Origin of the sequence: Falsibacillus albus, from assembly GCF_003668575.1 — a bacterium.
In the GTDB taxonomy this organism is placed as follows: domain Bacteria; phylum Bacillota; class Bacilli; order Bacillales; family DSM-25281; genus Falsibacillus; species Falsibacillus albus.
On record NZ_RCVZ01000013.1, the window covers coordinates 106,586 to 127,968 of the forward strand.

23 protein-coding genes and 1 pseudogene are annotated in these 21,383 nt (G+C 44.0%); 13 read left to right on the forward strand and 11 right to left on the reverse strand.

Translation table 11 applies throughout. The features are described from left to right. Window positions 1-102: 102 nt before the first annotated feature. Window positions 103-232: pseudogene (locus tag D9X91_RS22930) on the forward strand (flavin reductase family protein); the annotation flags it as partial. A gap of 327 nt (window positions 233-559) precedes the next feature. Here D9X91_RS22930 and D9X91_RS16965 read toward each other — a convergent pair. Continuing rightward, on the reverse strand, window positions 560-1,663 hold the full coding sequence (locus tag D9X91_RS16965) for an NADH:flavin oxidoreductase (protein ID WP_121681843.1): 1,104 nt from the start codon (window positions 1,661-1,663) through the stop codon (window positions 560-562). 131 nt (window positions 1,664-1,794) lie between these two features. Here D9X91_RS16965 and D9X91_RS16970 point away from each other — a divergent pair, with 131 nt between their 5' ends. Further along, window positions 1,795-2,166: a DUF6572 domain-containing protein gene (locus tag D9X91_RS16970; RefSeq protein WP_121681844.1), complete on the forward strand. Its 372-nt coding sequence runs from the start codon at window positions 1,795-1,797 to the stop codon at window positions 2,164-2,166. A 210-nt stretch (window positions 2,167-2,376) separates the two neighbouring features. Then, window positions 2,377-3,492: an AbrB family transcriptional regulator gene (locus D9X91_RS16975; protein WP_121681845.1), complete on the forward strand. Its 1,116-nt coding sequence runs from the start codon at window positions 2,377-2,379 to the stop codon at window positions 3,490-3,492. 83 nt (window positions 3,493-3,575) lie between these two features. Here D9X91_RS16975 and D9X91_RS16980 read toward each other — a convergent pair whose 3' ends face one another. Next, window positions 3,576-3,932, reverse strand: a complete 357-nt coding sequence (locus tag D9X91_RS16980; RefSeq protein ID WP_121681846.1) for a hypothetical protein — start codon at window positions 3,930-3,932, stop codon at window positions 3,576-3,578. A gap of 480 nt (window positions 3,933-4,412) precedes the next feature. Here D9X91_RS16980 and D9X91_RS16990 point away from each other — a divergent pair, with 480 nt between their 5' ends. Beyond that, entirely contained in the window at window positions 4,413-6,287 is a 1,875-nt protein-coding gene (locus D9X91_RS16990; protein WP_456071347.1) for a BMQ_0737 family morphogenetic spore coat protein, read from the forward strand. Between the two features lie 498 nt (window positions 6,288-6,785). Here the strand turns inward: D9X91_RS16990 and D9X91_RS16995 are convergent, their stop codons facing one another. Together D9X91_RS16995 and D9X91_RS17000 are read right to left on the reverse strand one after the other, a co-directional pair. Further along, window positions 6,786-7,601, reverse strand: coding sequence for an ABC transporter permease (locus D9X91_RS16995; RefSeq protein WP_121681848.1), 816 nt, complete (start codon window positions 7,599-7,601; stop codon window positions 6,786-6,788). Next, window positions 7,598-8,626, reverse strand: coding sequence for an ATP-binding cassette domain-containing protein (locus tag D9X91_RS17000; protein ID WP_121681849.1), 1,029 nt, complete (start codon window positions 8,624-8,626; stop codon window positions 7,598-7,600). Before D9X91_RS17000 ends, D9X91_RS16995 begins: the two co-directional genes overlap by 4 nt. A gap of 188 nt (window positions 8,627-8,814) precedes the next feature. Between D9X91_RS17000 and D9X91_RS17005 the strand changes: the two genes are divergently transcribed. Beyond that, a complete protein-coding gene (locus D9X91_RS17005) occupies window positions 8,815-9,429 on the forward strand; it encodes a hypothetical protein (protein ID WP_148709084.1) in 615 nt (204 codons plus the stop codon). An 84-nt stretch (window positions 9,430-9,513) separates the two neighbouring features. Here D9X91_RS17005 and D9X91_RS17010 read toward each other — a convergent pair whose 3' ends face one another. Further along, window positions 9,514-9,798 carry a hypothetical protein gene (locus tag D9X91_RS17010; protein WP_121681851.1) on the reverse strand — a complete coding sequence of 95 codons (285 nt, stop codon included), beginning with the start codon at window positions 9,796-9,798 and terminating at the stop codon, window positions 9,514-9,516. Between the two features lie 128 nt (window positions 9,799-9,926). On the opposite strand from D9X91_RS17010, the gene D9X91_RS17015 reads away from it, so the two are divergent. After that, complete coding sequence (locus D9X91_RS17015; RefSeq protein WP_121681852.1) at window positions 9,927-10,103, forward strand: DUF3951 domain-containing protein; 177 nt, start codon at window positions 9,927-9,929, stop codon at window positions 10,101-10,103. 258 nt (window positions 10,104-10,361) lie between these two features. Continuing rightward, window positions 10,362-11,198, forward strand: a complete 837-nt coding sequence (locus D9X91_RS17020) for an HAD family hydrolase (protein ID WP_121681853.1) — start codon at window positions 10,362-10,364, stop codon at window positions 11,196-11,198. 570 nt (window positions 11,199-11,768) lie between these two features. On the opposite strand, the gene D9X91_RS17030 is transcribed toward D9X91_RS17020, so the two are convergent. Then, a complete protein-coding gene (locus D9X91_RS17030) occupies window positions 11,769-13,964 on the reverse strand; it encodes a S53 family peptidase (RefSeq protein WP_158598349.1) in 2,196 nt (731 codons plus the stop codon). Between the two features lie 569 nt (window positions 13,965-14,533). Between D9X91_RS17030 and sda the strand changes: the two genes are divergently transcribed. Continuing rightward, a complete protein-coding gene (gene sda / locus D9X91_RS17035; RefSeq protein WP_158598350.1) occupies window positions 14,534-14,662 on the forward strand; it encodes a sporulation histidine kinase inhibitor Sda in 129 nt (42 codons plus the stop codon). 406 nt (window positions 14,663-15,068) lie between these two features. Here sda and D9X91_RS17040 read toward each other — a convergent pair whose 3' ends face one another. Together D9X91_RS17040 and D9X91_RS17050 are read right to left on the reverse strand one after the other, a co-directional pair. Continuing rightward, window positions 15,069-15,824, reverse strand: coding sequence for a class I SAM-dependent methyltransferase (locus D9X91_RS17040; RefSeq protein ID WP_121681857.1), 756 nt, complete (start codon window positions 15,822-15,824; stop codon window positions 15,069-15,071). 406 nt (window positions 15,825-16,230) lie between these two features. Then, complete coding sequence (locus D9X91_RS17050) at window positions 16,231-16,458, reverse strand: hypothetical protein (RefSeq protein ID WP_148709085.1); 228 nt, start codon at window positions 16,456-16,458, stop codon at window positions 16,231-16,233. A gap of 239 nt (window positions 16,459-16,697) precedes the next feature. Here D9X91_RS17050 and D9X91_RS17055 point away from each other — a divergent pair, with 239 nt between their 5' ends. The 3 genes from D9X91_RS17055 to D9X91_RS17065 all read left to right on the forward strand — a co-directional run bounded on the left by D9X91_RS17055 (window position 16,698) and on the right by D9X91_RS17065 (window position 17,902). Next, on the forward strand, window positions 16,698-17,183 hold the full coding sequence (locus D9X91_RS17055; protein WP_121681860.1) for a hypothetical protein: 486 nt from the start codon (window positions 16,698-16,700) through the stop codon (window positions 17,181-17,183). 171 nt (window positions 17,184-17,354) lie between these two features. Then, window positions 17,355-17,678 (forward strand): YbjQ family protein, encoded by a 324-nt coding sequence (locus tag D9X91_RS17060; RefSeq protein WP_121681871.1) that lies wholly within the window; start codon window positions 17,355-17,357, stop codon window positions 17,676-17,678. Next, window positions 17,675-17,902 carry a hypothetical protein gene (locus D9X91_RS17065; RefSeq protein WP_121681861.1) on the forward strand — a complete coding sequence of 76 codons (228 nt, stop codon included), beginning with the start codon at window positions 17,675-17,677 and terminating at the stop codon, window positions 17,900-17,902. Before D9X91_RS17060 ends, D9X91_RS17065 begins: the two co-directional genes overlap by 4 nt. 42 nt (window positions 17,903-17,944) lie before the next feature. On the opposite strand, the gene D9X91_RS17070 is transcribed toward D9X91_RS17065, so the two are convergent. Then, window positions 17,945-18,508 carry an AAA family ATPase gene (locus D9X91_RS17070; RefSeq protein WP_121681862.1) on the reverse strand — a complete coding sequence of 188 codons (564 nt, stop codon included), beginning with the start codon at window positions 18,506-18,508 and terminating at the stop codon, window positions 17,945-17,947. A gap of 171 nt (window positions 18,509-18,679) precedes the next feature. On the opposite strand from D9X91_RS17070, the gene D9X91_RS17075 reads away from it, so the two are divergent. After that, window positions 18,680-18,862 (forward strand): hypothetical protein, encoded by a 183-nt coding sequence (locus D9X91_RS17075; protein WP_121681863.1) that lies wholly within the window; start codon window positions 18,680-18,682, stop codon window positions 18,860-18,862. Window positions 18,863-18,932: 70 nt separating this feature from the next. On the opposite strand, the gene D9X91_RS17080 is transcribed toward D9X91_RS17075, so the two are convergent. Further along, a complete protein-coding gene (locus D9X91_RS17080; RefSeq protein WP_121681864.1) occupies window positions 18,933-19,622 on the reverse strand; it encodes a YetF domain-containing protein in 690 nt (229 codons plus the stop codon). A 244-nt stretch (window positions 19,623-19,866) separates the two neighbouring features. On the opposite strand from D9X91_RS17080, the gene D9X91_RS17085 reads away from it, so the two are divergent. Then, window positions 19,867-20,340, forward strand: coding sequence for a GNAT family N-acetyltransferase (locus D9X91_RS17085; RefSeq protein WP_121681865.1), 474 nt, complete (start codon window positions 19,867-19,869; stop codon window positions 20,338-20,340). Window positions 20,341-20,383: 43 nt separating this feature from the next. Here the strand turns inward: D9X91_RS17085 and D9X91_RS17090 are convergent, their stop codons facing one another. Then, a complete protein-coding gene (locus D9X91_RS17090) occupies window positions 20,384-21,172 on the reverse strand; it encodes a putative protein N(5)-glutamine methyltransferase (protein ID WP_121681866.1) in 789 nt (262 codons plus the stop codon). Window positions 21,173-21,383 lie beyond the last annotated feature (211 nt).

The following is a 21,383-nucleotide window of genomic DNA, read 5'->3' on the forward strand; positions in this document are numbered from 1 at the left end:
TGAACATCCTGATTGAAAGAGCAAGATTTAGAAAGATAATCTATTCAATTCACTCTTATACTTAATAATGTAAACATTAAGTAATTATCTAGGATTGATTACATGCACAATACAATTGACCCTAAAATCCTTTATTTCGGGTCACCAGTCTTACTAATAAGCAAGTTAAATGAAGATGGGACACCTAATCTTGCCCCCATGTCATCAGCTTGGTGGATTAATCAATCTACAGCCTGCCAGAATTCTTCGGATATTTGTAAACCTTCCACTTATATCACCTCAAGAATAATTATATTACATAGGTGGTGTTTGAATAGTAATTGTATAATTAGAAAGCAAGATTTTAAAACTCGTTATCTGTAATTTCATTATTCAAATTCATATCCGGAATGGCAGTCCAGTCTGTTATAAAGAACTGGAAATAGACAAAATGTACTTAGACTGACGGTACGTTATTGCATAAGACAATAACGCAAGAAGACTTCCATTTTCGGAAGTCTTCTTTCTATATAGATAAATATTAAACTTTAACAGAGCCATTATTTTAGACTTTGTAAACCTAGTATAACTTTTGAAGTGCTTCTTTATTAAACGGCAGTAAATCATTCAGTCTGCCTTCGCGCACTTTCCTTACCCACTCAGGATCCATTAATAATGAACGGCCGATTGCGACCATGTCAAACTCTTCATTTTCCAGCTTTTCAATAAGACCATCCAGGCTGGCTGTGTTGGCACCCTCAAAGCTGGTAAATTCGCCATCGAGTCCCACAGATCCAACAGAGATTACAGGTTTGCCTGTCAACTTCTTCGTCCAGCCTGCCAAATTCAGATCAGAGCCTTCAAATTCCGCCTCCCAGAAACGGCGTGTCGAGCAGTGAAAAATATCGACTCCTGCTTCTACTATGGGCTGCAAGAAACGATGTAATTCATCCGGCGTTTCAGCAAGCTTGGCTTTGAAATCGTTCATTTTCCACTGAGAAAAACGGAAGATGATCGGGAAGTCAGGTCCAACTTCCCGTCTGCAGGCTTCAATTACCTCAACGGCAAATTGTGTTCGCCCGACGAGATCGCCGCCATAACGGTCCGTACGCTTATTTGTATTTCCCCAGAAGAATTGATCAATTAAATAACCATGCGCTCCGTGAAGCTCAATGCCGTCGAAACCAAGGCGTTTGGCATCAGCTGCTGCTTGAGCATACGCTTCGACCATCGCCATGACCTCTGATTCAGTCATTGGTTCTGTCACTTTTTCACCAGACAAGCTTAGTCCAGATGGTCCAACAGGAAGAGCGTCTGCATTTGGAAGCTCGCCCTTTTTACGGGTCATTCCGACATGCCAGAGCTGAGGCACGATTTTTCCGCCAGCTTGATGTACGTCCTTCACCACCTGCTTCCAGCCGTCTAATGATGCATCCCCATGAAACAGTGGGATCCTTGCACCTGACACAGAAGCAGGGTGATTAATTCCTGTTCCTTCTGTGACAATCAAGCCTACCCCATTTTCGGCGCGGCGGCGATAATAGTCTGCCACATCTTCTCCTGGTATGCCTTCAGGTGAAAATCCGCGTGTCATTGGCGCCATCACTGTGCGATTTGCCAGTGTTAATTTTTCACTTTTAAAAGGTTTAAATAATGCTTCAAGTGATTTATTTGTCTGACTCATTGGTTTTCTCCCCTTTCATGATTACGTAGATATTATTTCAGATACCATCAAGTAAGAAAAGAAATCTGTTTGGCAAATGTTTTGCTCTGCACTCAGCGCTTATTCACGAACTTGTCCGAAGAAGATATGCGATGCTTGAAATAGAAGTTGCAATCATACAGTGGGGAGTTGTAAGAATGTCAATCAAAGATAAGGATAAAATTGATAGTATTGGAATGAACAAAGAAACAGGAATCGTAACACTTGCGATAACAGACCACCTTGACTGGTCTAATGAATATGAACATCTCATTTTACTGCAAGATAAGATAAATATATATGTAAGCTTTCTAGAGAGTGGGGAGGTTTATGAAAGCTATCCTCAAGCAGAAGGAAAGAATTTTGAGATAAAAATCTTTTCAAAATTTGACCTACCTGGTAATGCAGTGGAGTACTTAAATGTTGCTTATTCTACAGTCAAGGAAGCTGGTTTTGATTTAAGTTATGAAGTTTCAGAGGAATAAGGATGCAAAAGCTTAACTGAGCGGTTTCAATACCGGGTCAGATCCCTTTCGTTTCATTACCGTATTAATGTGACGACGAGGGTCTGATCCCTTTTATTTTTGACATGCTTCTTCATTGTTTCTTTTATCGAAAAAGCAAACGGACCAAACCACCTCATGCATCATTTCAGGAAAATGCTCCAAACTATGTTGGAAGGGAGCTTCCTATCTATGAAATTCAGTAAAAATCGTTTACTACAAAATATATGTTTTCTTATAATAAGCAGCTTTGGCGGGTATTTACTTTCCTTGACCGGCACCTCGATTGCATGGATGGTGGGGAGTTTGGCAGCTGCGGGCATCCTCTCATTTTGGAAGCCTCGATGGCTGCAATTGAAAAAAGGCATTGAACCGTATTGGCGGCATATCGGCCAGGCGATCATCGGAATCGAGTTGGGCCAGCAAATCAGTATATCTGTGTTCAAAACCTTTGAAATGCATTATGTGGTCATCACCGCCACGCTGCTATTATCAATCCTTCTCGCCTTGGTTTCCGGGGTGGTGTTATGGTGGTTCAGTAAAGCGGATATGGTGACGAGTCTTTTCAGTACGACGCCTGGAGGGATTTCAGCGATGCCAAGCATTGCTGAAGAAGTCGGGGCAAACACCGTAACCGTCAGCATCGTTCAAATGATACGCATTTTTCTCGTCGTTGGAACAGTTCCGCTCCTTGCCAACTCTTCAAAAATGAGTGTGGCGTCTGGAAGCATGGCTGCACCGATTATGCATATTCTGCATCCTGATCAGGTCACCTGGACTTTTGCTCTTATTTTAGGATCAACGATCGGCTATATCATTGGCAGATTGGTTAAACTTCCTGCGCCATGGCTGGTAGGCGGGATGATGGCTGTTGCTGTTATCCAGTTGATCGGCACATCCACCCAAGGCGGAGCTCCCCTAGTCTGGTGGCCGCATGGGCTGAACGTGCTTGCCCAAATTTTCATTGGGGCAAGTATCGGTTCCCGTCTCAATAAGGAAATGTTTACAGGTGCCAAAAAGATCTTTGTGTTCGGTTTGCTTACTTCTTCTGGATTGATTGCTGCAATGGCTCTTTTTGCGTTGGAAGTGTCTAAAATCACCCATATCCCCTTCGCAACAGCATTGCTTGCCTTCGCCCCCGGCGGCGTGGCCGAGATGGCGACAACCTCCATCGCGCTCCATGCCGATTCAACTTTTGTTGTAACGGTCCAGGTATTACGGCTACTTACGATATTTATGATATTGCCGCCATTGTTCAAGTTGTTAAATAAGCAGGGGAAAGGGGTCAGACCTCCAGTTGTGCATTAACGTTTGAATGCACCGTCGAGGGTCTGACCCCACAAAAATTCAGACAAATAAAAAATCCCAAAGGAATTTACTTTGGGATTTCTTTATGAACCCTGCACTTTAGACAGCTCACTCTTTTTCATTCTTACCGTGACATACTCTTCCACGGGCGGCCCTTGACCGTATCCCATTCTGACCGGATCCTCGTATACTCGAAATCCTTCCTCTTCGACCACACTTGGCCTCAAAATGATAGATCCGAGGAATGAGAGAACCAGCGTCCCGGCAAAGAAAATCAATAAATATACCCAGTAGCTTACATAGACATTGTTCTTCATCGCCTCTGTGAAGTGTTCACCTGTTGTATGATAATCAATCAAATAGTTGCACGTGCAAATAAAAACGAGAATAATTGAAGCGATTAATGAAAGAATCGTTACGAATCCTAGCATGTTTTTCATTTTCGATCGTGTACACCTCTTGTTGTGATTTAAACAAGAACATTATATCATATAAATTTTTGGAAATATGGGTAAATTTTCTTTTTAAAGAGGCGTACTGGTGCGTGCTTTGAGACACCCATTCCGTATTTCATCCTCGTTTCGGGACTCATACTCCCGCTTTGAGACACTTCTCTCGCAATTCCCACTCGATCCGGGTCTCATACTCCCACACAGAGCCCCATAAAAATTGGCTGTCTCTTTGACCGACAAACCGTTCCGTTTTGAGGTGCATAGAAAGGAAATGGCTTTCCAACTGTCGACAGTTTTGACCAGCTATTTTTATGTTCTTTATACCCATTTTGACATTGATATTGTCCAAAACAGAATCCTCCGTTTATATCAATAATCAATCCTCATTCATAAGGACAACTGCATAAGCCTTTACTGAAACCAAACATATACTTGATAGTAACCGATTTAAATAACGGAGGTTAATTCATGTTTATTGTTAGTTGTCCAACAGAAGATGTATCACAAGTCGTCTGTTTGTTAACCGATGACTCTGGAAATCCGGTGAATCCTCTTTCTCAAAATAATATTTACTGCGAAGAATTATCTCAAAATCAAGGTCGTGAAAATGTTGATATCCTTCTCCCTTCAGGAGAAACAGTTACCTTACAGAAAGTATACCTTGTGATAAAAGGGTTTGTTGTCGTTCAGCTAATTTATCTTGATGGCCACATCTGTTTAAGTGACCCCATTCCTTTTCAAAAAATAGAAAGTTTCATTCTTTGTGCTCCGCTAGGAACGAAGATCAAGTGTCAGATCACCGACTTTAAATGTAAACCCACCTTGATTAGAGATGCCAATGGAAACGTCCTGCAAATCAATGTAAATTTATCCATGTGCCCCTCCGTACAAGTTGTCACGGATGCCGTTGTAGCCATGCAGAGTCAACTTTGCAGTCCTCTTGATCAACGCACTATATCTTGTTCAATATCATCAAACCCACCTCTACTATCAGAAAAAAAGACTCCGACGAACTCTCAATTTTGTGATCAACACCTTGAAGCGACTCCAAGCGAAGACATTTGTCTGCAAGTAGAGAAAGTATATGATTGGGTCACCTCTCAAGTTCATCTATCTATACCTTTAGAAGTCCGACCTACTGGAGTAACACCCTTTGCTTGGGGGTATAATTTATATGGTCAATTGGGGGATGGGACCAACTCCGATAGTCCTGTGCCTGTATCTGTCAGTAGCTTAACCGATGTCACCGCCATTGCAGGGGGATTTGATCATAGCCTTGCCCTCCTTTCCGATGGAACCGTATGGGCTTGGGGGAATAATAGTTATGGGCAACTGGGGGATGGGACCAGCACCAACAGTAATGTACCTGTACCTGTCAGTGGCTTAACCAATGTCGTCGCCATTGCAGGGGGCGGTTATCATAGCCTTGCTCTCCTTTCCGATGGAACCGTATGGGCTTGGGGGGATAATAGTTCCGGGCAACTGGGGGATGGGACCAACACCAATAGTCCTGTGCCTGTACCTGTCAGTGGCTTAACCGATGTCACCGCCATTGCAGGGGGAGGTTATCATAGTCTTGCTCTCCTTTCCGTTGGAACCATGTGGGCTTGGGGGGATAATAGTTCCGGGCAACTGGGGGATGGGACCAACACCAATAGTCCTGTGCCTGTACCTGTCAGTGGCTTAACCGATGTCACCGCCATTGCAGGGGGCGGTTATCATAGTCTTGCTCTCCTTTCCGTTGGAACCATGTGGGCTTGGGGGGATAATAGTTCCGGGCAACTGGGGGATGGGACCAACACCAATAGTCCTGTGCCTGTACCTGTCAGTGGCTTAACCGATGTCACCGCCATTGCAGGGGGAACCTTTCATAGTCTGGCTCTCCTTTCCGATGGAACCGTGTGGGCTTGGGGGCTTAATTTTTATGGGGAACTGGGGGATGGGACCAACACCGATAGTCCTGTGCCTGTTCCTGTCAGTGGCTTAACCGATGTCACCGCCATTGCAGGGGGATTTTACCATAGTCTGGCTCTCCGTATCGATGGAACCATGTGGGCTTGGGGGCGTAATAATCATGGGCAACTGGGGGACGGGACCTCCTCGAACAGTCCTGTGCCTGTTCCTGTCAGTGGCTTAACCGATGTCACCGCCATTGCAGGGGGCGGTTATCATAGTCTTGCTCTCCTTTCCGTTGGAACCATACGGGCTTGGGGGTATAATTTATATGGTCAATTGGGGGATGGGACCAACTCCGATAGTCCTGTGCCTGTATCTGTCAGTGGCTTAACCGATGTCACCGCCATTGCAGGGGGCGGTTATCATAGTTTGGCAATAGAAACATAAGAATGATAATGATTTTTACAAAGGAACTATGTACCGTTCAAAGGAAAAGCATAGTTATTTTGAAAAAATATCATAAAAAATGCCAGTTGCATGACAGCACAACTGGCAGATAAATTAGCAATGAATTTTAAACGTACATCGCTTATTGTCCTATGAAATTCTTTGTCATTTCAGTAGACGAATCTTTATTAAAGGCTGTTTTCGTAAGGATTGTTGTTAAAATCTTAATACCGATTTTAACGCGAAAATAGATGATTTGCACGTTAAACATAGGGTCCGGGCTCTTTTCTGACTAATTACGCCATTTTATTGGTAAAAGATTGCATATACAACCCTATTTTAATAGTTAAAGCAACAAAGTTTGAGAAAAGAGCCTTATTAAAAGTTTAAAAAACTTTGATTGAAAAAGAAATGGTCCAAGGTAAACCCCTGGACCATTTCCTATGTCACTTGATCGAAATGGAACGGTTTATTAGTCCAAGGGCACCCCTTTCATCATCATGTCCTTCTCATATAAGCTTTCACAGTGATCGGGGCGAAAATGGCAACGATTACTGCTGCACCAATGAGGGAAATCGTCAGGTCCCAGCCGACGGTGCCGTTGTTGGTCATATTTCGGACGGCCGTGACGAGATGGGAGATCGGGTTGATTTTTACGAACCATTGAAGCCAGTTAGGCATTGTATCGGCCGGCACGAATGCATTGGATAGGAATGTGAGCGGGAAGAGCACAAGCATCGAGATTCCTTGTACGCTTGAGGCCGTCCTGGCAATAACCCCGAAGAAGGCAAAAATCCAGCTGATTGCCCATGCACACACGATGACAATGAGTCCTGCCAAGGCAACGTGCTCCAAGCCTCCGTCCGGGCGGTAGCCCATGACGTACCCCATGGCGAAGGTTAGCACGGTGGCGATCGTATAGCGGATCGTATCAGCGAGCAGTGCTCCTGCGAGCGGGGCAATCCGTGCGATCGGCAACGATTTGAACCGGTCGAACACCCCTTTATCCATATCCTCGCGCAGCTGGACTCCGGTAACAATGGACGTTGTGATGACAGTCTGAACGAGGATGCCTGGGATGATGACGGGCAAATAGTTTTGGACGTTGCCGGAGATGGCGCCTCCAAAGATGTACGTAAACATCAATGTAAAGATGATCGGCTGCAGCGTGACATCGAAAAGCTGCTCTGGTGTCCGGCGAATCTTCAAAAGTCCGCGGTAGGCCATGGTCAATGAATTTCTGAATGTTTGCCTGATGCTTGTTCGGTTGCGCAATTGCCGGTCTGCTGCAGGCTGGATGGCTGCGTTTTTCATACACTTACCTCCCTTGCTTGTTTGGATTGGTTGGACATATCAGCGTCCTCCTGTACTCCGTGTCCTGTAATGGTCAAGAAGACCTCATCAAGCGTCGGTTTTTGTACGCTTAATTCGGCGAGTGCGATGCCCGCTTCGCGCAGGGCAATCAAAAGGTCCGTGACACGATCGGCATCGGCCATCGGTGCTGTAATCCGTCCTGCCTCTGCCAGCACGGAAGATTGGACGTTGAGCACACGTTCCACGGTATTGCGGGCAATGTGGATATCGTGTGGATTTTTGATAGTTAAATGCAGGGATGACGTTCCAACAGATCCCTTCAGTTCATCAACGGTCCCTTCCGCTACCACTTTTCCTCGGTCGATGACGGCGATCCTGTCAGCCAGCTCATCCGCCTCCTGCAAATACTGCGTGGTAAGCAGTACGGTCGATCCCGATTTCACCAATTGGCGTATAGTATCCCACATTTGATTGCGCGTGCGCGGGTCGAGCCCGGTCGTTGGTTCATCCAAAAAAATGAGCGGTGGCTGGGCAATGAGGCTTGCTGCCAGATCAAGACGGCGGCGCATCCCGCCCGAGAAGTTTTTCAACGGGCGCTTCGCCGCTTCCGTTAAACTAAACTCCTCCAGCAATTCCGCTGCCTTTCGTTTTGCTTCTGCACGGCTCAATCCCAACAGACGGGAAAAGATGATGAGATTCTCGGTTGCGCTCAGCGACTCATCGACTGAAGCATACTGCCCGGTTACCCCGATCAATTGACGGACGATTTGCGCCTCCTTCACGATGTCGTGTCCAAATATTCTTGCCGATCCACCATCTGCCCGAAGCAGCGTCGCCAGCATCCTGATCGTCGTTGTCTTCCCCGCTCCATTCGGCCCGAGCACACCGTAGATGGAACCTGTCGGAACGTTCAGGCTGACACCGTCCACTGCACGATTGTCGCCGAATGTCTTGACGAGCCCGTGCGCTTCAACGGCCAAATCCGAATTGCCATGTAAAGCTGACTCCCTATATCCTTGTTTCATTTTCATTCCTCCTAATTACCTAATCACAAATGCATCATACCTCACCTTTATGAACGGAATATGAACGATGGAAATGTTTTTTGCTAAATTTTGTTTGTTGATCGGATTCTTATAGGAAGTATGCGGTTCAAAAAGGGGGGCTGCCGTGATCGGCGGGCTTCGCTGGTTATGCGCGGTATTTTCGATTTATGCGTCAAACATGGGGATTTATGCGCGATTATTTCGATTTATGCGCCAAACATGGGGATTTATGCGTATTATCTTCGTTTATGCGCCAACCATTGGGTTATGCGCGATTATCTTCGTTTATGCGCCAAACATTGGGTTTTATGCGCGATTATCTTCGTTTATGCGCCAACCATTGGGTTATGCGCGATTATCATGATTTATGCGCCAAACATGAGGATTTATGCGTATTATCTTCGTTTATGCGTCAAACATGGGGATTTATGCGCGATTATTTCGATTTATGCGCCAAACATGGGGATTTATGCGTATTATCTTCGTTTATGCGTCAACCATTGGGTTATGCGCGATTATCTTCGTTTATGCGCCAAACATTGGGTTTTATGCGCGATTATCTTCGTTTATGCGCCAACCATTGGGTTATGCGCGATTATCATGATTTATGCGCCAAACATGAGGATTTATGCGTATTATCTTCGTTTATGCGTCAAACATGGGGATTTATGCGCGATTATTTCGATTTATGCGCCAAACATGGGGATTTATGCGTATTATCTTCGTTTATGCGTCAAACATGGGGATTTATGCGTATTATTTCGATTTATGCGCGGAACTAAAATTTTGCGTGCGCAAACGCAAAAAGGGTCTGACCCCCTGTGGTACATTAACGTACCGCAGAGGGTCTGACCCCTTGTCTTCTACTATTCTTTTTTAGTGTGAATGTGCCCGCTGTTTTCTTTGATGATGGCAAATGCTCGGGGGGTATCTTCTTCTGAGACATGAAATTCGAGTACATGCGGGAGGTGGTTCATGTCCCGGTCGTTTTCGTTGTTGATAAAGAAATCACCGAGCATTTCGAAGATGCTTCTGTGTTCATCTTCCGGGACGCGCTCCACCATTAGATCCTTCACGTTCAGCTTCTGCAGCTTTGCCTTTACGTTTTCGGCGTCGTCTTCATTGATAAAGTAAGCTTGGACTCTTTCCATTTTCTCTACCACTCCTCTAGTCTTCTTGTTATATATCCTTTACCTTTTAGAGGATCTTTAAAACGAAAAAAGGGATTTCCAGTTTGAATCTAGAATAATTTGTAAAAAAGAAAAGGAGTGATGATCAATTGTCTTTCGTCATTACACTAGTCATCGTTTTCATTGTCGGATATCTTATTTCCCGTTTGTTTAAAAAGAAGAGCTTGCCTTCCAACCGCTACACTCCGTATGACGACCTTACAATGCAGAACATTAAGCCTGAGATTCAGGAGGAAGCGGCAGAGGAGAATGATCGGGGTGTTTAGTGGATTTTACTAAACTGCAATGGTATTTCCGCTGCAGGATGCTCGCTTTCCGAGGGGTCTCCACCTGTCCCGCTAAATCCCGCAGGAGTCTCGCACCTTCCGCTCCAATCCCTTCACTTCTCAATGGTCTTATTCTTACAAACTTCTTTCCCCCCTTTACTCGGTTTAATGATCTTTTATTCCATGCACCTCCCTCATCCCTTCGTCCAACGTTTGATATACTAAAATCATCCAATATTTGAAGGGCGGTATTGTTGCATGCTGAAGGATGTTGAAGTCATTGTTTTTGACCTGGACGGGACGTTGTATGAGGATATTCATCATTTTGACCATTACGCTGATCTTCTTGGGGAGAAGCTAGATCTTATTAGTCGTAAGAGTTTTGAAAAAGACTATCAATCTTTTAAAGAGGGTCGTCTGCCATTGAAAATCGGTACGGTCTATGATGTGGAGAATGATTTGGTTTTGATCCAAAAAAATGGCCATGTGCTGGAAGCTTTCGAATGGTCGGGGGCAAAAGTTTCGAAAGAGAAAGTATCCGAATTGTACCCGCAGGAAATCGTGTTTGATTTCCATTCGATGCTCAACGTCGGCGACCTTTGGTGGGTGCCCGTTTCGATCGCCCGGCATTATGGTTTGTCCAGTGAATTGGCGCATCAGGCGTTCCTGCAGACAAGGGAATATATGATGACGCCTGAATTTCAAATGCAGGAGATCCAAGGGTTCAAAGAAGTGCTTCAGTCGTTGAGCCGAACGAAAAAGCTCGTCCTTTTCACGAACTCCCCGCAAAAGGACAGCGAAGTGATCGTCACGAAGCTGGGGTTTATGGATTACTTTGATTACAAAATTTTCGATGGAAGGAAACCGGTTAAAACGGAAAGAGCATTGCGTAAGATCAGCGAGCATTATGATGTGCCTTTTTCCAAGATTCTTTCCATCGGAGACAACGCCATCAACGAAATCTACCCTGCCCGGAAAATGGGCTGTCAAACGATTTTGATTGATGGGCATGAATACGGCGATCCATCTCAAGCTGATTATGTCGTGAAAAATATTGCCGGTGTTGTGGAGTTGCTTGAAGGGATAGAGGGCTGACTTTGGTCGGCCCTCTATTTTCGTATTATTGAACTTGCAAACTCACCTAGGATAAATGCTGTCGTGACCGAATTCGGACCTCCACCACCTAAACGGGCACAAGCTCAGGCTTCTCATGACCGAAATCGCACCCCCACCTCAAAAAACGGCACGTGCCCGGGCTTATTGTGACCGAAATGAAGCGCTCACTCCGACAACGGGCACAAAAACTTGGCTTTGATGACCGCTTTGAACCTCTCCTACCGAAACCGGGCTTCATTACACCACTTTGATGACCGCTTTGAACCTCTCCTACCAAAACCGGGCATCATTACACCACTTTGGTGACCGCTTTGAACCTCTCCTACCGAAACCGGGCATCATTACACCACTTTGGTGACCAGTTTGAACCTCTCCCATCGAAACTGGGCACCAATACACGACTTTGGTGCCCAGTTTGGGATGATTCCACGGAATTTGGGCATCAATCCAGAGCCATGACAACCGAACTGCGCCACTCCTCCCTTCCACCCCCAAACAAAAAAAGCCCCGGAAGGCAGCTGATCCTGACCTTCCGGAGCCTTAATCATATTATTGAACTTGCAAGCTTACATCGTCGACGAAGAAGTCTGTCGGATTGCTGCTGTCATTTGTTCCTTTGAAGGCGATTTGCACGGTTTGACCTTTGTAGCTTGTCAGGTCATATGTGTGTTTCACCCAGCCGGAACCTGAGCCGTCGTTGACGGTCATGAGCGTAGCAAGTGTGGAACCGCTTGTGTTGCGGACTTGAGCGTATAGGTAGTCATACGCATGGCTTGTTTCCGTTGTGTTCACATACGTCCAGAACGTAAGCGTTGCGCTAGTTGCAGACGAAGGAATGGAAACTGTTTGATAGATTAAGTCTGTGCTATTGTTATAGCCATTTAGATAAGCAGAGTAGCTGCCTGCATGTGGCTTGGAAGTATCGACAAGCTGATAGCCGCCTGAGCTGGATTCAGACCATGGGGCCTGTCCGCTCTCGAAGCCGCCGTTTGTGATGACTTCAGTCGGGTTGCCTGTTCCGCCTCCGCCTGAACCAGATGATCCGTTGATGTCGCGGATCAAGTTGTAGGCATTTGGAGTTCCGATACCAGAAGCCATGTCATAGCCGGATGTTGCTGGGTAGTACAGGTTGTTGCCGCTTGTGATGTCGTGGTACGCAGGGTATGTCTGCGTTGTGTTGAACATACGGTAAAGCGTTGGGTTAGCTTGGCCAAGGTTTCCTTTGCCGTTGGCTGCTGCGTATTGGTTGTTCAGTGCTGCGATTCCTGCCCAAAGTGGTGCTGCCGCTGATGTTCCACCGACGACTGTCCATGAGCCGGAGCTGTAGATGGAGTAGCCTGTTGCTGGATCCGCATCTGCTGATACGTCCGGAACTTGGCGTTTGCCGTTGGAGTAGCTGTTTTGTACTCCTGGGCCGGATTGGTAGGAAGGCATTGAATACACAGTGGATAAACCGCCGCCTCCACCCGTTTTGTTGCTGCTGTTCGCCCAGATGGACTCAGAGCCATAGGAAGAACCGCTCAGTGTCAAGTGTGTACCGCCGACGCCTGTTACATATGGATCATTGGCTGGGCTGTCGACAGCAAGCTTAGAATCCCCTGCATCATAAGCCCCGTTATCGCCGGATGCCGCGAAGACACTTTGTCCTTGTGCCGCAAGCTGAGAGAAGACAGTGTGCAAGCTGTTCATCAAGCTGCTTCCTGCTTGAAGCTCGCTGATTCCCCAGCTGACAGATACAGATTTGGCTTGGTTGTCTGTAGCGATTTTTTGATACGTGTCAATCAATCCTTGCCCAGTGTTCGGTCCTTCGTAAACCATGACCTGTGCTTTCGGGGCGATGGCATTGATGACCTCGATGTCCAATTCAACCTCGACTTGCCCTTGGCCAGCCGCGCCGTTGTAGCCGTCGACATAGACGTTTGTCGGAGTCGGGCTTCCAAGGCCATAGTGGCTGTCGTATGTGCTGATGTTGGAAGCTTTGTATCCGTCAAGTTCCATAACCGCAACTTTTTGTCCAGAACCGTCATAGCCGGCACTGGCAAGAGGCGTTACATTGTATGCATTTTTCAATTCATCCGGCGTGTATCCGCCAGCCGGGCCGCTTCCTGCATGTGGGTCGACCGCACCTGTTTTATGAGTGTCGAGCTTGAATGGTTTCCTGATATTCGGATGTGTGAATTGAGGTTCGTTGTTCAATCCTTCCACATCTGCGATGATGCCTGCGAATTCTGCAGGGATCTCAGGTGCATCCTCATTGGAGAAATATGTTTGGCCTTTATCGTTTTTGTAGTCATTAATTTTTACACCAAAGGCATCTTCCATTTGTCCAATTTTACCGCTCACTGTTATGAATGCATTATTGCTGGAAACTCCTTGGACTTTGAAGCCTTGTTTCTTCAGGAAGCTTTTCACCTTTTCAACCGATTCATCCGTAGGGCCGTATTGCGCCTTGAATTCCTCAGTTGTTAAGAAGTGCTTGTAGTTCGGAGATGTCGGATCGTTCACACTTGCAATGAATTGATCCAATTGGTCACTGTTGCGTAAATTCAACGCAACTGTGAGTGAAGTCTTTTTGTTGCGATCAGAATGATTCAAAAACTTTCCGTGCTTTGCAGAGTAAGGCGCACCTTTCCCTAATTGAAAATGTTTCGATCCTGCTGCATGAGTGGCACTCCCACCCGCTGTGAACAGCGACAAGCTTAGTACGGATGCCACCGTCGTCATCAACAATTTACTTTTCTTCATCCTTTCACCTCTCCAATTCCCCAACATAAAAGTCCTGTAACCATGGAAGCATCCAGGTACCAATTCCAGCGAGCAGTTTTGGCCAATAATCACTGCTATTCTCCGCTAACTCCCACGGTTTCGCTCTTTTCATTTGGAATAAATATGTACGTACAACCAGTATTTTACTGAACATACCGAACATCGTATATGAGGCTTTCCGCACGTTTCTGATTAGAATATGATGAGAAAACGGTTAGATTCTCATGAGAATATTAATTATCCTTTAATTCCGACTATTTCGGTAATAAATATGAGCATAAAATACCATTGATTATTCCTATAGGAATATTTGCCTATTAGAAAATAATGGAGAAATGAAGGTTGGATTAAGGAAAACACCATTTTTTTCACAAAAATTGTTGTATTTAACGGTTAATGATATTACATGAGTTAGTTGTTTGATATGTGAAAGATTCGTACTTTATAAAATTTGAGTCCAAAATCAAATTAATTTTCCGGAATATTGTAACAATTATTTTTTTAATGTATCATCGAATTAAAGAGATAAATAATAGGGGGGAAGGATCTTGTACTCATTTATATTATTAAAAGACACTGAATTCCTAGAAATTTATAAGCTAGCAAAAGAAGTCGAGGTTTCCAGCGACTTCATTTTCCTTCTCGAACAGGAGCTTCACAAACGACAGCTTCTATAATTTTAAAATTCGTGTAACCATTGCCGGATCAAGGCAATGGTTTTTTCTTTATAGCTCTCCGCCTCTATTTCCACCCCAAAAATTTTATTGAAATAATCATTTCAATTATCAAGATATAATTATAGGCATATTTACACTCCAAATTAGATATAAGTACCTACAAATAGTAATATTTCAGTATATTGTATATTTGTAGGAGGTAATTTCTTGGCCCACTCAAAAATATTAATATCCTGCAAAAAATGCAGACATATTCTTCGTTGGTCCTATGAAACCAAAGGACAGAGGTTCTCTAATGCGGACGTTTTATTATCTTCTGGCAAACGCTTCAAAATCAAGGTTCAGTGTCATAATTGCCGCGAAGAAAATATTCTTACCATTGACCGCTCCCCTCTTGGATAGGGATTTACGTTAACGATTTTGCAAACTGACCAACGCATACCTCTGTTTTATAGTGGAAGGTGATGATTCCATTTTGTTGGTATTTGGAGAACAGCCGTTGAAGTTCCGCCACGAATTCATCATAATTATGGTCTGTCTTCGCTGGTGTGTACGATAACGAGAGGGCTCCTCCGATAAACCCTTCTTCTGTTACGGAGTGGCAATGGTCAAAATATACCTTTGTAAACTCCTGACCGAAGAAGTTCCGTTTCTCTTCATCGGGATCAAATTTGGAGATGGCAGCAGTCGTTTTAACTTTATATCGGTATAATGTACTGATATATTCTTTCTCCCATTCGCTGTCTGACTGCATATCGTTCCACAAGGTCATCATGTGTCCATTCTCTTTTAAAATCCGTTTGAACTCCTTTTGACACAATGACTTGTCAAACCAATGAAAGGACTGAGCCATCGTAATAAGGTCCACGCTGTTTTCTTTTAATGTGGTCTGTTCGGCAGAGGCGTGAATAAAATCAATGTTTTTACTATCCTCGCAATAACGTCTGCACACATTCAGCATCTCTTCATTAGGCTCGACTGCCGACACGCTGCAGCCCAGATTTCCCAGCATTCTTGTAAGAAGTCCTGTCCCGGCGCCGATATCAGCAATGACTGCGTGTTCATCGATTCCGATTTCTTTGATGGCAGCCAGTACTCCTTCCGGATAACCGGGTCTGCCAATGGCATATTCTTTTGTTTTCTGGTCAAATTGATTTGTCATTTTACAAGCCCCAATCAGTAAATTTGTTTCAGTCCCGGCTCAATTCGTTTTTAGACATTTTCTGTTTCATTTGAAATTAATGCGAGTTAAAGGATATTCTAGGAGTATTAAAGAATGATGATGCAACAATTATAATATTGATGGGGGTCTGACATTATTGAAAGAATATGAAGAAAGAAAAATACCAAAAAAAGTCGCGATCAGTATAACGTGCAACAAATGCGGAAATACAAAAAAATTATCGGATATTTGGGATGAATACGAATTTCAATCTTTTTCAATAACTTTTGGATATGGTTCCTTATTTGATGACCAAAAGTGGGAATTTGATATTTGTGATACTTGCCTCGCTGACTTTGTAAAAACCTTCAAACATTCACCTGATATTAATGGAGTCTAGCACGTGCTAGGCTTCTTTCACTTGTTTGTTCAATTTTTTTAATAGAATCCATGCTGCGATGAGATAGACTAGAAATGAAACAAAAGCAGCTGCTTGGTCAAAAAACCAGGGAATCGTCCCGATGTACAGTTTTAATGAAGCAGTTTGGAACCATGAGATTAGAACTCCAAGCAATATAAGACTTAAAATAAGCGTGCTCAAAAATCCGATTCCGTGGCTTTCAAATTTTTTCATAAATCCAAAGCCTACGAAAAAACTAACGATCCCACTCATTATCAAAAAAGTAAAAAATAGATTAACAATCGTTTGAATGTCCACTATAGATCTCCAATCTGCACCGACCCTTTAATTCCAATTATTTCAAATCATTACAGATAACTCAATAATTAATTTCAACGAATATTGGAAGGATAATCCAAAAAAAGTCATTGAAATGATATAGTAGTAGTAAATAAACGAAGGGGTTGTCATCGTTGTTGGACTCAAAGAAGAGGTGGATACTCATTTGTCTTTTTACAGCGATATTAGTTGTTTTATCGTCTTGCGAATCAGCAGAAAATCATTCATCAGCAAATGGACAGTCGAACTCAGACGGCTCAAAATACCAATCAAACCAGTCTGCGAACTCTTCAACCAGCCTAAATTCAAAATCGGAAGAGAATGATGAAGACACCCGGACCGATGCGGTGATGAATGCTGTTTTGACCTATGAGAGCACCAAGGATCAAACTTTAGTTGATTACAAAACGAAAACGATGGTTCAAGATGGTCAGAAGGTTGGATTTGAAATCGTTCCTGCATCCAACCACCAAAATGATTTCAAAGAGGGATTGATCAAAGAAATGATCAATAATGAGGACGAATCACACAGTGTGACCTTATTCCAATTTATCGTTGATGAACATAATCATGTTTCATTAATTGATCCTGCCACCACTAAAGTTGTCTTTAGTAAATGAAATATGCCATGAGATGCCTGCGGCCATAAACATTGCTGCTTCTCTCCATGAGGCTTTTTTTAAAGGACGGTTAGTTAAATGTCATTGATTAAAACCGGAATACCTGTATGATTAAATTACATAAGTTTTAGAGACAAGGATGTAACAATATGAATGATGGGGGCGCTGCGTGTGCTAGTCGTTACGACAGAGAATATTGAAGGGTATAAAGTCGTTGAGGTAAAGGGGCCGGTGTATGGCTTGATTGTGAGGAGCAGAGGGATTGGCGGAGATATTATGGCCGGATTGAAATCCCTGGTAGGCGGGGAAATCAGGCAGTATACAGCGATGCTTGAAGATTCAAGGAAAGAAGCGCTGGATCGGATGATTAAAAACGCAAACGAAATGGGTGCAAACGCGATTGTGATGATGCGGTATGATTCAGGGCAGATCGGCGGCAACATGAGTGAAATCGTTGCATACGGCACTGCTGTTGTGGCAGAGAAGCTTTCATGAATTACGTCATAGGATTCTATCTTTTAGAATTCTTGGGTGTGATCTTGTGCATCTTGCTTGGCTATTTCATCTATGACAAAAGAGTCAACCGCAACCATGGTGAAAAGGTTCCTGCCGGGTTTCAATGGACAGAAGAAGTGAATATCGACCCGGTATCTGGGGTAAAAACAAGGGTTTATTATAATCCTGATACGGGTGAACGATTTTATAAGAAAGAGAAATGATGAAGAGGCTGTTCCCATGTGGACAGCCTCTTTGTTGATTGTTTAATCTTGAGAAAGCTCAATAATTCTGGAGATGACAGCTTCCCCTTCCTCATTGTCTTTAATGACGAACAAATGGTCAGCTTCCCCTTCCACCGGCTCTGTCACATCTTCTTTTAATGAATCAGCCTGCTGCTGTATAAGCAATTCTTCAAAATTAGTAGCAGCGCCTCTGAAAATATTTGTGCTCCGCTGACTTTGTGTAACCCGATGTTGAAGGACGCCGTCGGGGATATCAAAATGAACGAGGATCCGGACAAACTTAGTGTTCTTAAAGCATTTATCCAGCAACTGCAGACGGTCTTTGCGGCTGCGATTGGAATTGCAGACAATCACGTGCAGGTCCGTCTTTTTAACCGCATGATCGACAATCACCTTTGATAGGGCATGTTTAATCGTATTCGGCCCTTTTTTCGGCTGTAATTGCCTGTAATACATGTTGAGAAATTCAGCCTGATGATCCTGATCGATTACGATGGAGTTGCTTAACTCCTTTTCTAATGATCTTGCAAATGTCATTTTCCCACTATGGGTCTTTCCAACTGTCAAAATAGCCAGCCTTTTCATATATGCAGCTCCATTTTCAAAATTGTCGTTTCACAAGCATATCATATATTTTTGCACACTACACTAAAGTATTAATGTGGCGGTCCGCGAGAGGGGGTCTGCCCCCCTCTCACACGGGCATGTTATACTGAAAAAAGGAAGGAAAATTCTTACTTTATTTAGGGGGATTTTATGAATAAGACTGCAGCATTGTCTTTAATCATTTTTATTGCGAGTTTACTATTTTTATTTTTCATGCAACAGTTACCAAACATGAGCGATGTTCTCTCAGTTGGCGTCACAATAATTTTTTTATTATCCATCATGGTGTCTGTTCTGCTGGGGATTGCAGAAAAAATGAAGAAAGAGGAGTAAGTGTGAGGGCATCGATTGGGGGATCTCTCGCTGTGCCCTTCAGTAATGGAGATATAGTATTTGCCGCGGTTTATTGTTCATCCATGATCTTATCAACATATAATGACCCATTTTTTTGAACCTCGGCGTAGAATACTTTTTCTATCGAATTGATTCCCTTATTCGCCAACTCCTGCAATAGCCAAGGTTCATTTAAATTTAATTCACTTAAGTTTTCATTTAAGATCTCTCCATTTGATATTACGGCCGTTGCCATCGGGATGACATTCTTGGGGTAATATCCACTTTCTGCTTTGGTTACAGGCTGCGCTGCATCTTTTTTCAAAACAGACAGCGTTCCATCCGTTTCAAATATCGCATAATCCACTTCCGAAAACTGAAAGACGTCTTTCTTGCGAAGCAATACCTTCAACGCATTGTGATCCAACCGTGTTTTCTTCAGTTCTTTATCGATGACCTTCCCCTTCTGTATGATGATGATCGGATCTCCATTAATGAGATTCCGCATTGTTTTTGACTTGAGATCTATGTACCCCATCAGGATGGTAAAAAGGCTCCACCCAATAAGTGCGATCACTCCGGTGCTGATTTTAAGCGAAGATTCGATTGCCAGGGAAGCTCCTAATGTTCCCAGGGCGATGGCCGAAACAAAATTGAAAAAGGTCATTTGGGAAATTTCTTTTCTCCCCATCAGTCTAGTTAAAAGAAGCAGGCATATGAAAGATAGTGCTAATCTAAGGACGAGTTCGGAAAAATTCATATACAAATTTCACCTCGTTGTTCAACGTTTATTACTATTGTGCTACAAATTGATTGGGGATATGAGGTGAATATTTACTAAATGAGGTACATACAAAAGAAAAATACCCCTTCGATTGAAGAGGCTTTTCGCAAGTATATATCTTGTTGTATATAGAGCATTCCCGCAGTTGACTTAACATATTCACTGAACCTGAATTGTGTGTTAGTCCATTCAATTGAAAATTTAACAAGGAGATAAAAAGATGACTATAATGCTAAGAACAATCGAAATGGATGACCTTCCCCTTTTCTTTGAATTTCAAAAGGACCGTGATGCAATTCATATGGCTGCTTTCACAGCAAAGGATCCGAATGACCGGGAACATTTCAACCGGCATTGGAACAAAATACTTGGGAATGAGAGCATCATAAAACGGACGATCACATTGAATCATGAAGTCGTTGGGAGCATCATGTGCTTTGAACAATTCGGTGAGCGGGAAGTGACGTATTGGATCGATAAAAAGCATTGGGGCAAAGGGATTGCCACCGATGCACTGGGAGAGTTTCTAACGATTGTGCCTGTCCGCCCTCTCTACGGGAGAACGGCAAAGGATAACATTGGTTCACGCAGGGTTCTAGAAAAATGCGGATTTACGATTACAGGTGAAGATAAAGGTTTTGCCAACGCCCGTGGGGAAGAAGTGGAAGAATTCATTCTCATGCTAGCCGACTAAAGGATCGGCCATGCCGGAATGTGTGTTATTTTGCGTTAATCCGTTAATATTCTAACGGGGGTCTGACCCCTATTACGACCGTGGCATCCATTTCTTCATTTCTGACTATTCTTGTGGTTAATCCGGCACTCATAAAAATTTCAAACGTTTTAGGTGCCTGCCTTTCGCTCGTTTCGATTAAGAGGTGCCCTCCCGGAGCAAGCCAACGCGGGGCTTCTTGTGCTGCTTTACGCTGCAAGTCGAGTCCGTCCTGTCCCCCGTCAAGCGCGACTTTCGGTTCATATAGGCGTGCCTCCTGTGGAAGCATTTCGATAGCTTCGGTCGGGACATAGGGAGTATTGGCAACAATGATGTTCACCCGGCCTTTCAGCGACTGAGGCAATGGGGTATACAGGTCACCTTGGAAAACCTGACCGCCTTTATCTGTTACGTTTCGGGCAGCACAGCGGACGGCGATGGGGTCAATGTCGACAGCATATAAGGAAATTCTGTTCAGTTCCGCAGCCAATGCGGCCCCGACCGCTCCAGACCCGCAGCATAAGTCGACCACGATATCACCTGGACAAGCCAGTGCCCTTGCTTGCTGCACAAGAAACTCTGTACGCCGGCGAGGGATGAATACTCCCATTTCCAGTTCGATCCGCAGATTGCAGAATGTTGTGGCACCGACGACATATTCAATAGGCCGTCCTGTCACTCTTAGTTCCGTCATGGTTTTAAGGTGTTCCATGGTTCGCGCCTCAGAAATCAATAGCTGTGCTTCCTCTTCGGCAAACACACAGCCCGCACTCCTTAGTTTGTCGATTATCTCTTGTCCGTTTTGGACATCCATTTTAATCCCTATATCTCTCACCACTTTTTTCATTTATTTGTTTGTTATTATTTTCGCTAATTGATGTGGAACTCCTGCTGATGGGCCATACCCTTTTCGTATTGGAGGACTATCAGAAACATTCAAATTTTTTGTGCTGTTGAGTAGGATGGCGGAATTGGAGAGGATCGCAGTAGTGACAGGGTTAGGGATTAATTTGTCTTTTTTCTGG

What these genes read in the sequence shown, in the direction of transcription:
- D9X91_RS16965 (WP_121681843.1), bottom strand. Translation starts at nt 1,663, where the DNA reads ATGAGTCAGACAAATAAATCACTTGAAGCATTATTTAAACCTTTTAAA.
- D9X91_RS16970 (WP_121681844.1), top strand. Translation starts at nt 1,795, where the DNA reads ATGCTTGAAATAGAAGTTGCAATCATACAGTGGGGAGTTGTAAGAATG.
- D9X91_RS16975 (WP_121681845.1), top strand. Translation starts at nt 2,377, where the DNA reads ATGAAATTCAGTAAAAATCGTTTACTACAAAATATATGTTTTCTTATA.
- D9X91_RS16980 (WP_121681846.1), bottom strand. Translation starts at nt 3,932, where the DNA reads ATGAAAAACATGCTAGGATTCGTAACGATTCTTTCATTAATCGCTTCA.
- D9X91_RS16990 (WP_456071347.1), top strand. Translation starts at nt 4,413, where the DNA reads ATGTTTATTGTTAGTTGTCCAACAGAAGATGTATCACAAGTCGTCTGT.
- D9X91_RS16995 (WP_121681848.1), bottom strand. Translation starts at nt 7,601, where the DNA reads ATGAAAAACGCAGCCATCCAGCCTGCAGCAGACCGGCAATTGCGCAAC.
- D9X91_RS17000 (WP_121681849.1), bottom strand. Translation starts at nt 8,626, where the DNA reads ATGAAACAAGGATATAGGGAGTCAGCTTTACATGGCAATTCGGATTTG.
- D9X91_RS17005 (WP_148709084.1), top strand. Translation starts at nt 8,815, where the DNA reads ATGCGTCAAACATGGGGATTTATGCGCGATTATTTCGATTTATGCGCC.
- D9X91_RS17010 (WP_121681851.1), bottom strand. Translation starts at nt 9,798, where the DNA reads ATGGAAAGAGTCCAAGCTTACTTTATCAATGAAGACGACGCCGAAAAC.
- D9X91_RS17020 (WP_121681853.1), top strand. Translation starts at nt 10,362, where the DNA reads ATGCTGAAGGATGTTGAAGTCATTGTTTTTGACCTGGACGGGACGTTG.
- D9X91_RS17030 (WP_158598349.1), bottom strand. Translation starts at nt 13,964, where the DNA reads ATGAAGAAAAGTAAATTGTTGATGACGACGGTGGCATCCGTACTAAGC.
- D9X91_RS17040 (WP_121681857.1), bottom strand. Translation starts at nt 15,824, where the DNA reads ATGACAAATCAATTTGACCAGAAAACAAAAGAATATGCCATTGGCAGA.
- D9X91_RS17050 (WP_148709085.1), bottom strand. Translation starts at nt 16,458, where the DNA reads ATGAAAAAATTTGAAAGCCACGGAATCGGATTTTTGAGCACGCTTATT.
- D9X91_RS17065 (WP_121681861.1), top strand. Translation starts at nt 17,675, where the DNA reads ATGAATTACGTCATAGGATTCTATCTTTTAGAATTCTTGGGTGTGATC.
- D9X91_RS17070 (WP_121681862.1), bottom strand. Translation starts at nt 18,508, where the DNA reads ATGAAAAGGCTGGCTATTTTGACAGTTGGAAAGACCCATAGTGGGAAA.
- D9X91_RS17075 (WP_121681863.1), top strand. Translation starts at nt 18,680, where the DNA reads ATGAATAAGACTGCAGCATTGTCTTTAATCATTTTTATTGCGAGTTTA.
- D9X91_RS17080 (WP_121681864.1), bottom strand. Translation starts at nt 19,622, where the DNA reads ATGAATTTTTCCGAACTCGTCCTTAGATTAGCACTATCTTTCATATGC.
- D9X91_RS17085 (WP_121681865.1), top strand. Translation starts at nt 19,867, where the DNA reads ATGACTATAATGCTAAGAACAATCGAAATGGATGACCTTCCCCTTTTC.
- D9X91_RS17090 (WP_121681866.1), bottom strand. Translation starts at nt 21,172, where the DNA reads ATGGATGTCCAAAACGGACAAGAGATAATCGACAAACTAAGGAGTGCG.